The organism is Streptomyces sp. NPDC048277, from assembly GCF_040652235.1.
In the GTDB taxonomy this organism is placed as follows: Bacteria; Actinomycetota; Actinomycetes; order Streptomycetales; family Streptomycetaceae; genus Streptomyces.
The window spans coordinates 371,968-383,339 of record NZ_JBEZLQ010000007.1; the positions used below are offsets into that span (position 1 = coordinate 371,968).

At 70.8% G+C, this 11,372-nt stretch carries 10 protein-coding genes; 8 read left to right on the plus strand and 2 right to left on the minus strand.

The genetic code is table 11. From position 1 onward, the window contains the following. The first annotated feature begins 28 nt into the window (after positions 1–28). The 7 genes from AB0D85_RS18840 (at position 29) to AB0D85_RS18870 (ending at position 8,711) form a co-directional block, all read left to right on the plus strand. On the plus strand, positions 29–1,393 hold the full coding sequence (locus tag AB0D85_RS18840; protein WP_362321306.1) for a phosphomannomutase/phosphoglucomutase: 1,365 nt from the start codon (positions 29–31) through the stop codon (positions 1,391–1,393). 825 nt (positions 1,394–2,218) lie between these two features. Then, complete coding sequence (locus AB0D85_RS18845; RefSeq protein ID WP_007382472.1) at positions 2,219–2,389, plus strand: Trm112 family protein; 171 nt, start codon at positions 2,219–2,221, stop codon at positions 2,387–2,389. Positions 2,390–2,450: 61 nt separating this feature from the next. Then, positions 2,451–3,578 carry an SIS domain-containing protein gene (locus tag AB0D85_RS18850; protein ID WP_362321310.1) on the plus strand — a complete coding sequence of 376 codons (1,128 nt, stop codon included), beginning with the start codon at positions 2,451–2,453 and terminating at the stop codon, positions 3,576–3,578. Between the two features lie 154 nt (positions 3,579–3,732). After that, positions 3,733–4,884 (plus strand): mannose-6-phosphate isomerase, class I, encoded by a 1,152-nt coding sequence (manA, locus tag AB0D85_RS18855; RefSeq protein ID WP_362321313.1) that lies wholly within the window; start codon positions 3,733–3,735, stop codon positions 4,882–4,884. A 197-nt stretch (positions 4,885–5,081) separates the two neighbouring features. Beyond that, the gene (locus AB0D85_RS18860) at positions 5,082–6,062 is read left to right on the plus strand and encodes a cation diffusion facilitator family transporter (protein WP_362321316.1); all 981 of its coding nucleotides are present in this window, start codon (positions 5,082–5,084) and stop codon (positions 6,060–6,062) included. Positions 6,063–6,434: 372 nt separating this feature from the next. Then, on the plus strand, positions 6,435–7,892 hold the full coding sequence (ahcY, locus tag AB0D85_RS18865; RefSeq protein ID WP_362321318.1) for an adenosylhomocysteinase: 1,458 nt from the start codon (positions 6,435–6,437) through the stop codon (positions 7,890–7,892). Between the two features lie 192 nt (positions 7,893–8,084). Further along, positions 8,085–8,711: a hypothetical protein gene (locus tag AB0D85_RS18870; RefSeq protein WP_362321321.1), complete on the plus strand. Its 627-nt coding sequence runs from the start codon at positions 8,085–8,087 to the stop codon at positions 8,709–8,711. 21 nt (positions 8,712–8,732) lie between these two features. Here the strand turns inward: AB0D85_RS18870 and AB0D85_RS18875 are convergent, their stop codons facing one another. Further along, complete coding sequence (locus AB0D85_RS18875; protein ID WP_362321324.1) at positions 8,733–9,776, minus strand: RDD family protein; 1,044 nt, start codon at positions 9,774–9,776, stop codon at positions 8,733–8,735. A gap of 143 nt (positions 9,777–9,919) precedes the next feature. Between AB0D85_RS18875 and AB0D85_RS18880 the strand changes: the two genes are divergently transcribed. Continuing rightward, positions 9,920–10,927: a stage II sporulation protein M gene (locus AB0D85_RS18880; RefSeq protein ID WP_362321327.1), complete on the plus strand. Its 1,008-nt coding sequence runs from the start codon at positions 9,920–9,922 to the stop codon at positions 10,925–10,927. Between the two features lie 138 nt (positions 10,928–11,065). Here AB0D85_RS18880 and AB0D85_RS18885 read toward each other — a convergent pair. Further along, on the minus strand, positions 11,066–11,372 hold a 307-nt coding region (locus AB0D85_RS18885), incomplete at its 5' end, for a hypothetical protein (protein WP_362321329.1).

The window sequence follows — 11,372 nt, forward strand, 5'->3', positions numbered from 1 at the left end:
ACCGATAGGACTTCAGGAGGGTTGGCCTGTGACTGCTGATCTGTCGCAGATCGTGAAGGCGTACGACGTACGCGGGGTGGTCCCGGACCAGTGGGACGAGGCGCTCGCCGAGCTGTTCGGCGCCGCGTTCGTCCAGGTGACCGACGCCGCCGCGATCGTCGTCGGACACGACATGCGGCCCTCCTCGCCCGGCCTGTCCCGCGCCTTCGCGCGCGGTGCGGCGGCCCGGGGCGTCGACGTCACCGAGATCGGCCTGTGCTCGACCGACCAGCTGTACTACGCCTCGGGCGCCCTCGGCCTGCCCGGCGCGATGTTCACGGCCTCGCACAACCCGGCGCAGTACAACGGCATCAAGATGTGCCGCGCGGGAGCCGCGCCGGTGGGCCAGGACACGGGCCTGACGGAGATCCGCGAGCTGGCGGAGCGCTGGTCGGAGGAGGGCGCCCCGGAGCCGGCCGCCACGCCGGGAACGATCACCTCCCGGGAGACGTTGTCGGACTACGCGGACCACCTGCGCTCACTCGTGGACCTGACCTCCATCCGCCCCCTGAAGGTCGTGGTCGACGCGGGCAACGGCATGGGCGGCCACACGGTCCCGACGGTCTTCGAGGGCCTGCCGCTGACCCTGGTCCCGATGTACTTCGAGCTGGACGGCACGTTTCCCAACCACGAGGCCAACCCTCTCGACCCCGCCAACCTGGTGGACCTCCAGCAGCGGGTCCGCGACGAGTCCGCCGACCTCGGCCTGGCCTTCGACGGCGACGCGGACCGCTGCTTCGCCGTGGACGAGAACGGCGACCCGGTCTCCCCCTCGGCGATCACCGCCCTCGTCGCCGCACGCGAACTCGCCCGCAACGGCGGCAAGGGCACGGTCATCCACAACCTGATCACGTCCTGGACCGTCCCCGAGGTGGTGCGGGAGAACGGCGGCACACCGGTCCGCACCCGCGTCGGCCACTCCTTCATCAAGGCCGAGATGGCGAGGTCCGGCGCGATCTTCGGCGGCGAGCACTCGGCCCACTACTACTTCAAGGACTTCTGGAACGCCGACACGGGCATGCTGGCCGCCCTGCACGTCCTCGCGGCCCTCGGCGGCCAGAGCGGCCCCCTGTCCGCCCTGGTGGCCCAGTACGACCGCTACGTCGGCTCCGGCGAGATCAACTCCACGGTCGCCGACCAGAAGGCCAGCCTCGCCGAGATCCGCGCGACGTACGGGGACCGCGACGACGTCACCCTGGACGACCTCGACGGCCTCACCGTGACCGCCGCCGACTGGTGGTTCAACGTCCGCCCGTCCAACACGGAACCGCTGCTGCGGCTGAACGCGGAGGCGAGGGACGAGGCGACGATGACGAAGGTACGCGACGAGGTACTGGCGATCATCAGAGCGTGACCAGGCTCGCTCCTCACCCACCACACCCACCGGCGAACCGCCCCGCCCCGGCCCACCCGTCATCTCCCGACTGACCGGGCGGCTTCGCCCCCGTACGCCTCTCTCGACCGACCGAGCCCCGCGGCGCCGCGGCTACGCGGTTCTCGGTCGGCCGAACCCGGTGGGCCTGCGGTGCTTCTTGGCGGACCGAGCCCTGCGGCCTTGCGGCTGCGCGGTATTTCGTGACCGAGCGAGCCTTGCGGCCTGCGGCGCTTCTCGGCCGATTGAGCCCGGTGGGCCTGCGGTGCTTCTTGGCGGTCCGAGCCCTGCGGCCTTGCGGCTGCGCGGTATTTCGTGACCGAGCGAGCCTTGCAGCCTGCGGCGCTTCTCTGCCGACTGAGCCCGGTGGGCCTGCGGTGCTTCTTGGCGGACCGAGCCCTGCGGCTCTGCGGTACTTCGTGATCGAGCGAGCCCCGCGGCCTGCGGCGCTTCTCGGCCGATTGAGCCTCGTGGGCCTGCGGTGCTTCTTGGCGGTCCGAGCCCTGCGGCCTTGCGGCTGCGCGGTATTTCGTGACCGAGCGAGCCCCGCGGCCTGCGGCACTTCTCGCCCGACCGAGCCCCGCGGCCCCCCGTGCTTCGTGACCGGCCGAGCCGTCTCGCCCCGCCCTCGCTTTTCGATCGACCGAGTCGGGTGGTGGGTGGGCGAAGGTTCGGGGGTCCAGGGGGCGGAGCCCCCTGGGCGGTCACCCCGGCGGACGGCCGCCAGGCACCCGCGGCCAGCCCAACCCACCCCACCGGCGGTAACCTGACCGCACGCGAACATCCCGCCCCCCGAAGGGAAACCCCATGCCGCTCGAAGCCGGCCTCCTGGAGATCCTCGCCTGCCCGGCCTGCCACGCCCCCCTCAAGGAGCAGGACACGGAGCTGATCTGCACCGGCCAGGACTGCGGCCTGGCGTACCCCGTCCGCGACGGCATCCCCGTCCTCCTCGTCGACGAGGCCCGCCGCCCCGCGTAAGCAGCAAGCCACGCCCCACAACCGCACGACACCAGGACCCCGGCAACCGGAGGCCGCTCCCATGCTCGACGAATCGCTGCTCGACACCCCGGAGGGCCTCGCCGAGGCCGACCGCCGAGGTCTGCTGCGCGGCGCAGCCGAGGCCGGCGCCCGCGTCCGTACGGCCGCCCGGCACGCCACCGAGGCCGGTGTCCAGGAGCTGAAACCGGACGGCCGCCCGCGCGCCGTCCTGATCGCCGGCCCCGGAGTCGCCGCCACCCACGCCGCCGACCTCCTCGGCACGCTGGCCGGCCCCGGCAGCCCCGTCACCCGGTTGGCCCCCACCGGCGTCGCCCCGGCCGCCGGCGCCCTGCGCTGGGAACTCCCGGGCTGGGCCGGTTCCGTCGACCTGCTGCTGATCGCCACCCCGGACGGCACCGAACCCAGCCTCTCCCTCCTCGCCGACCAGGCCTACCGGCGCGGCTGCTCCGTCGCCGCCGTCGCCCCCGCGGGCACCCCGCTCGCCGAGGCGGTGGCCGGCGCCCACGGCCTGTTCATGCCGATGGCGACGGCCCCGTACGACCACGGCGAGCCTCTCGCCGGTTCCTCCCCGGGCGTCCTGTGGGCGCTGCTCACCCCGCTGCTCGCGCTCCTCGACCGCATCGGCCTGCTCAACGCCCCGCCGGACGCCCTGGAGAAGATCGCCGACCGCCTCGACCACATCGCCGAGCGCTGCGGCCCGGCCATCGTGACCTACAACAACCCTGCCAAGACCCTCGCCGCGGAACTCGCCGACGCGCTCCCGGTGGTCTGGACGGAGGGCGACTCGGCAGGCCCCGCCGGCCGCCGCTTCGCCGCCGCCCTCGCCGAACTGGCCGGCCGCCCCGCCCTGGTCGCCGAACTCCCCGAGGCCCTGGCGGCCCACACCGCCCTGCTCGCCGGCCCGCTCGCCGCCAGCGCCGACCCGGACGATTTCTTCCGCGACCGCGTGGAGGAGGCGCCCGCGCTGCACGCGCGCGTGGTGCTGCTCCGCGACCGCCCCATCGGCGGCCTCACCGCGGCGCCCGCGGCCCGCGACCTGGCCCTCGGCCACGACACCCCGATCAGCGAACTGGAGCCCGACGCGGGCGACGAGCTGGAGACCCTGGCGGAACTGATCGCCGTCACGGATTTCGCCGCCGTTTACCTGGCGCTCGCTTCGAGGGCCTGAGGTGGACACCGGCACCGGAACCGTCGTACGAAGGACGACCTGAACGTCGTACCGAAGGCGAACCGGTGGGGGAACACACGGTGAACACGTAAGTCGTGCCGTGCCGTTGCCCACGCTCACCTCCGTACGCAGAGAGAACCGGCAGAGAGAAGTCATGGACCGCCTCGACAACACCGTCCGCCCCTACGCCTGGGGTTCCCCGACCGCCATCCCGGAGCTCCTCGGGGTCGAGCCGAGCGGCGAGCCGCAGGCGGAGATGTGGATGGGCGCGCACCCGGGCGCTCCCTCGCGCACGGAGCGCGGCACGCTCGTCGAGGTCATCGACGCGAACTCGAAGGCCGAGCTGGGCGAGGCGGCCGTGGCGAAGTTCGGCCCGCGCCTGCCCTTCCTGCTCAAGATCCTCGCCGCCGGCGCCCCGCTCTCCCTCCAGGTGCACCCCGACCTGGAGCAGGCCAAGGAGGGGTACGAGGACGAGGAGCGGCGCGGTGTCCCGGTGGACGCCCCGCACCGCAACTACAAGGACGCCAACCACAAGCCCGAACTGATCTGCGCGCTCACCGAGTTCGACGGCCTGTGCGGCTTCCGCGCCCCGGAGCAGGCGGCCGGACTCCTCGACGGCCTCGGTGTCGACTCCCTCAAGCCGTATGTCGACCTGCTGCGCGCCCACCCCGAGAGCGCGGCCCTGCGCGAGGTCCTCACCGCGATCCTCACCGCCGACCGCGAGGAGATGGCCCACACGGTCGCGGAGGCCACGGCCGCCTGCACCCGCCTCGGCGGCGACTACCTGCCGTACGCCGACATCGCCCACCACTACCCGGGCGACCCGGGCGTGATCGCCGCGATGCTCCTCAACTACGTCCGCCTGCAGCCCGGCGAGGCCCTCTTCCTCGGCGCCGGCATCCCGCACGCCTACCTCAACGGCCTCGGCGTCGAGATCATGGCCAACTCCGACAACGTCCTGCGCTGCGGCCTGACCCCCAAGCACGTCGACGTCCCCGAACTCCTGCGCATCGTCCGCTTCGAGGCGGGCGACCCGGGCGTGCTGCGCCCCGAGGCGGCCCCGGACGGCGAGGAGGTCTACGAGACGCCGATCGACGAGTTCCGGCTCTCCCGGTACGTCCTGCCCGAGGGGACCGCCGCCCACGACCTGACCCTGGCGACCCCGCAGATCCTGCTCTGCACGTCCGGCACGGTCCGGGCGGGCGAGTACGACCTGGCCCCCGGCCGGTCGGTGTTCGTCCCGGCGGGCGAAAAGGCGGAGGTGTCGGGCGCGGGTACGGTCTTCCGCGCCACGGTGATCGTCTGACGAGTCGGCTGACGAGTCGGCACTGCACGGTGGGTGCGATTGTCGTACCGGGGTTGTGGATACCTGACGAGCCGCTCCCAGACAGGGCTGCAACAATGGCCCATCGGCAAAGCACGGGCAAAGACGAGCACCGGCGAAGACGAGCACACGCCTGGACGGCGTAGACGGACGACGGCGAGAAGGGACAACGCGGACACATGAGCGCGTCAGGCGGCACCAGGGCGATCGTGGCGGCACTCGGCGCCAACCTCGCGATCGCGGTATCGAAGTTCGTGGCGTTCGCGTTCAGCGGCTCCTCGTCGATGCTCGCCGAGGGCGTGCACTCGCTCGCCGACTCCGGCAACCAGTTCCTGCTGCTCATCGGCGGCAAGAAGGCCCAGCGCGAGGCGACCCCGCAACACCCCTTCGGCTACGGCCGCGAGCGGTACATCTACGCCTTCCTCGTCTCGATCGTCCTCTTCTCGGTCGGCGGCATGTTCGCCATCTACGAGGGATACGAGAAGATCAGCCACCCGCACCAAGTCGAGCACTGGTACTGGCCGGTGGGCGTTCTCGTCTTCGCGATCGTCGCCGAGGGCTTCTCCTTCAAGACGGCCATCAAGGAGTCCAACGAGCTGCGCGGCAAGCTGTCCTGGTCGCAGTTCATCCGCCGTGCCAAGGCCCCCGAGCTGCCCGTCGTCCTCCTGGAGGACTTCGGCGCGCTCATCGGTCTGGTGCTCGCCCTCGGCGGTGTCGGCCTGGCCCTGCTCACCGGCGACGGCGTCTGGGACGGCATCGGCACCGTCTGCATCGGTGTCCTGCTCGTCGCGATCGCCCTCGTCCTGGCCGCCGAGACCAAGTCCCTGCTGCTCGGCGAGGCCGCGGGCGTCGAGGAGGTCAGGAAGATCGAGGCCGCGATCGTCGACGGCGACACGGTCACCGGCATCATCCACATGCGCACTCTCCACCTCGGCCCCGAGGAACTGCTCATCGCCGCCAAGATCGCCGTCCAGCACGACGACACGGCCGCCGAGGTCGCCAAGGCCATCAACGCCGCCGAGGCCCGCATCCGCGAGGCGGTCCCCATCGCCCGCGTGATCTACCTGGAGCCCGACATCTACAGCGAGGCCGAGGCCGCCAAGGGCCCCGACCCGAAGGCCACCCCGGGTGGCCCGACCCCGCAGCCCGCCGACCACTGAGCCCCCGGCCGACAGCACGGGCCCGCTTCCTCCGGCTTTCTACGGCGAGGACGCGGGCCCGCGGTCGTCCCCCCCCGCTCGCCCCACGCCACCGAGCACGCCGGCGCACGCCCGCCCCTCGAACGGCGTGAACTGTTCGGAGGCGGACTGGGGGCCGCCCGCTCCTCCGGTGTAGCTTGGGACGGAGCCAGACGTCGCTGCTGATGGCGGTCGGGCGGTCCCAGACGGGCCGGCCGAGGGAGAGAGGGCCTCCGACGGACTGCGCTGCGCGTACGCGGGCATGCCTGTGTCCTCTTCTCGGGCACCCCTGTGTCCGCCGCCGCGCAGACCAGCCGTATCCACCCTCGCCCCAACCCCGAGGAGCAGCTCGCAATGACGACTGTCGACAACCGACAGGACTTCAAGGTCGCCGACCTCTCCCTGGCCGACTTCGGCCGCAAGGAGATCACCCTCGCCGAGCACGAGATGCCCGGCCTGATGTCGATCCGCAGGGAGTACGCCGACGCGCAGCCGCTGGCCGGCGCCCGCGTCACCGGCTCCCTGCACATGACCGTGCAGACCGCCGTCCTGATCGAGACCCTGGTCGCCCTGGGCGCGCAGGTCCGCTGGGCGTCCTGCAACATCTTCTCCACCCAGGACCACGCGGCCGCCGCCATCGCCGTCGGCCCGAACGGCACGCCCGAGAACCCGCAGGGCGTCCCGGTCTTCGCCTGGAAGGGCGAGACCCTGGAGGAGTACTGGTGGTGCACGGAGCAGGCGCTGACCTGGCCGGACAGCCCCACCGGCGGCCCCAACATGATCCTCGACGACGGCGGTGACGCCACCCTCCTCGTCCACAAGGGCGTCGAGTACGAGAAGGACGGCAAGGTCCCCTCCGTCGACACCGCCGAGTCCGACGAGCACCGCGTCATCCTCGAACTCCTGCACCGCACCATCACCGACGGCTCGCAGAAGTGGACCCAGCTGGCGTCCGAGATCCGCGGTGTGACCGAGGAGACCACGACCGGCGTCCACCGCCTGTACGAGATGCAGCGCGACGGCGACCTCCTGTTCCCGGCGATCAACGTCAACGACGCCGTCACCAAGTCGAAGTTCGACAACAAGTACGGCTGCCGCCACTCCCTGATCGACGGCATCAACCGCGCCACCGACGTCCTGATCGGCGGCAAGACCGCCGTCGTCTGCGGCTACGGCGACGTGGGCAAGGGCTGCGCGGAGTCCCTCCGCGGCCAGGGCGCCCGCGTGATCATCACCGAGATCGACCCGATCTGCGCCCTCCAGGCCGCGATGGACGGCTACCAGGTCACGACCCTCGACGAGGTCATCGACAAGGCCGACATCTTCGTCACCACGACCGGCAACAAGGACATCATCATGGCCGCGGACATGGCCAAGATGAAGCACCAGGCCATCGTCGGCAACATCGGCCACTTCGACAACGAGATCGACATGGCCGGCCTCGCCAAGATCCCCGGCATCGTCAAGGACGAGGTCAAGCCGCAGGTCCACACCTGGACCTTCCCCGACGGCAAGGTGATCATCGTCCTCTCCGAGGGCCGCCTGCTGAACCTGGGCAACGCCACCGGCCACCCCTCGTTCGTGATGTCCAACTCCTTCGCGGACCAGACCCTGGCCCAGATCGAGCTGTTCACCAAGCCCGACGAGTACCCGGTCGGCGTCTACACGCTGCCCAAGCACCTCGACGAGAAGGTCGCCCGCCTGCACCTGGACTCGCTCGGCGTGAAGCTCACGACGCTGCGCCCCGAGCAGGCCGCGTACATCGGCGTGAGCGTCGAGGGCCCGTACAAGTCGGACCACTACCGCTACTGAGTCCGCGGTCCCGCCCGCCGGGGAGCACGCCAGTGCACTGACACGCTCCCCGGAGGCAGGTCCTCCGGTCCGCCGAGACAGGCCCCCGCACCCCCGTGTCGGGGGCCTGCCCCTTTGGTCCGCCGACCACCCACCCGGCCGTACGGCCGGACCGAGCACCGGACTCTCACCCCGTCAAGCTCCAGGACCCCCATGCCCCGCGGCCGCTATTCGCTCCACGATCCGCACGATCACACCCCCCTCGGCGAAGAACACTTCCAATGCGCCCCCGGCCCCTCCGGCTGGCGTTATGTCTCCCAAGTGACCACCCCCTCCGGTGACCACAGCGGCTCGGTCGATCTCGCCCTCGACGACCTCGGCCGACCCATCCGTCTGGAACTCCACGCCGGGGGCTGGCAGGTGCGCGGCGCCGCCCTCGACGGCGTCACCTGGGTCCGTACGGATCCCGCCGGCGCTCATGCCACCGAAGGCAATGTGCAGGCCCACGCCTTCACCGGCACGTCCCCGGCGTTCCTCATCGCCACCGCCCGTCTCCTGCGCCTCCCCCCTACCGCCGCCGCGACCCGCGTACGCCTCGTGGCCTTCACGGACCCCGTCCTCGCCCCACGCACCGTGGACCAGTCCTGGGCCTTGCTGAAAAGAGAAACACACGCCACTGACAACGGCCCTCTGACCGTGGACGAATACCAGGTCACAGCCCTGGACACGGGCGAACAGCACTCCGTGCACCTCGCCGGCGACGTGGTCCTGGCAGCGCCCGGAATCGAACTGGAGGACCTGCAGTCGCCACCGTCGGTCTTCGACGACTCCAACGACTGACCGGGCCGGACCGGGCTGTGCCTAGGCCGGCGGCACGAACCCGGTGGAGGGCCGCTGGGCCGCCGACGTGGAAGATGCGCCCGGAGCCGGAGCCGTATCACTCGACGGGGGCTGGGGATACGCCCCGGCCCGTGCCGTCGGCCCGGGCTGATACGACGGCGCGGGAGCCTGGGGAGCCTGGGGAGCCTGGGGAGCCTGGGGGGCCTGAGGGGAGGCGTAGCCAAGAGGCGCACTCGGCACAGAGGGGCCGTACCCATACGGAACACCCGGCGCCGGAGGGGCGTACGTGTCGGGCGCAACGGACCCCGGAGAGCCATGGCCGGCGAAGGCCCGCCGGGCCTCGCGGGCCTGCCGCTCCTGCATCACCGCCGCGAGATACGCGGCCGGCGGGATGTCCGGCGGTGCCGGGTTGCCCGTCCGAGTCGCGACATCGGCCGCGAGCCGCTCGGCCATCGCCCAGGAGACCTGCGGATCGAGCTGCTGCATCCGCGTCAGGTACTGCCGGACGGCCAGCCACAGCCCGTCCGGAACGGCCGACAGGTCCAGCTCGGCGAAACGTCCCGCGAGCCAGGGCGGAGGCGGCGGGATGAACCGGCCCTGCCCGACGGGCACCCGCTCCCGAACCACCAGCGTCCCCGCGAACACGTCCCCCAGCCGCCGGCCACGCGCCGAAATCAGCGAGGCGATACAGGCGACGACCCCGAACGTCATCAGAATCTCGACCACGCCGAGAGCGCCACGCACCAGCGCGTGCCGGAACCGGATGGGCCCGCCGTCGTCGCGTACGACGCGCAGTCCGCACGCCATCTTGCCGAGCGATCGGCCATGACTCAGCGTCTCCACCGCGATCGGCCCGCCCACCAGCACCAACAGGAACGTGGCGATCGACAGCGCGACCTGGGCAGCCTCGTCGAGCGAGGCCGTGGCTGCCGCCAGGCCCAACGACACACCGATGAACACGGTCACGGTCACGACCAGGTCGAGCAGCACCGCCAGTGCCCTGCTGGGCAGCCTCGCAGGACGCAGCTCAAGCGCCACCGCCTCGCCCGTCACCAGCTCACTCACGCCCGCCGCCTTCCCCTGGTCTGCCCCGTACAGCGCAAGTCTGCCAAGCTGAGGGCACATCGCGCCGCAGTACGACAAGCTGACAGCCACGACAGATTGCTACGACGGACAGTCGACGACCAGCCGAGGAGCAGGCAGACCCGATGGACCTCGACGTCTTCGTCTCCACGCACCGGGCCGAGTGGGACCGCCTCGACGCGCTCCTACGCCGCCAGCGACGCCTCAACGGAGCCGAAGCCGACGAACTCGTCGCCCTCTACCAGCGCACCGCGACACACCTCTCCCTCATCCAGTCCAGCGCTCCAGATCCACAGCTCACCGGGCGCCTCAGCCAACTGGTGGCACGCGCGCGCAGCGCAGTGACGGGAACCCGCCGCGCCTCCTGGCGCGACGTCGCCCGCTTCCTGGGACAGGGATTCCCCGCCGCCGTCTACCGCTCCCGTCACTGGTGGGTCCCCACCGCGCTGATATCCACCGCTCTCGCGATCCTCCTGGGCTGGTGGATCGGCACCCACCCGGACGTGCAGTCGACCATCGCGGCCCCCAGCCAGCTGCGCGAGCTGACCCGTCCCGGCGGCGAGTACGAGACCTACTACTCCAGCCATCCCGAGGCGTCCTTCGCTGCCCAGGTATGGACGAACAACGCCAAGGCCGCCGCGACGTGCCTGGTCCTGGGCGTCTTCCTCGGCCTTCCGGTCCTCTGGATCCTCTTCGAGAACATGCTCAACCTGGCTGTCGGCTTCGGCCTGATGTCCTCGGCCGGCCGTCTCGACACGTTCCTCGGCCTGGTTCTTCCGCACGGGCTGCTGGAACTCACCGCCGTCTTCGTGGCCGCGGGTACCGGACTCCGCCTCGGCTGGACGGTCATAGACCCGGGTCCCCGGAGCCGCCGTACGGCCCTGGCCGAGGAGGGGCGCGCCGCCGTAGGGATGGCGATGGGCCTCGCCCTGGTCCTGTTCGTCTCCGGCGCCATCGAAGGTTTCGTCACCCCGTCCGGCCTGCCGACCTGGGCCCGCATCGGCATCGGAGTGGTGGCTGAGCTGGCCTTCCTGGCCTATGTCTTCGTTCTCGGCGGCCGTGCCGCACGGGCCGGCGAGACGGGCGACCTCGAGGAGACCGAGCGCAGCGCGTTCCTACCAACGGCCGCCTGATGTGCGGAGACGGCCCGTGAGCTGCTAGTCTCCTCTTCGCCCCGGAAGACCCGTTGACACGGGTCGGGTGGGGAGGTAGATTCTATGAGTTGCCTAGAACTGGACAGGTTCAGGGCTGATCGCTAGAATCGATCTGCTTCACAACGGAGACTTCTCTCCGAACATCGAAGCCACCCCCGATTTACTCAGAAATGAGTGGCCGGTCAGACCGGCCAAGAACTTCTGATAAAGTCGGACTTGCCGAAAGGGAGCCGGAAGGCAACCGAAAAGGCAAAGGCCCTCCAACGGCCATCGGAAATGAATTCCGACCGGAAACGGAACGGAAAACGGATCTGGTAAGGTTGGAAACACCGGAGGAAAGCCCGAGAGGGTGAGTACAAAGGAAGCGACCGTTCCTTGAGAACTCAACAGCGTGCCAAAAGTCAACGCCAGATATGTTGATACC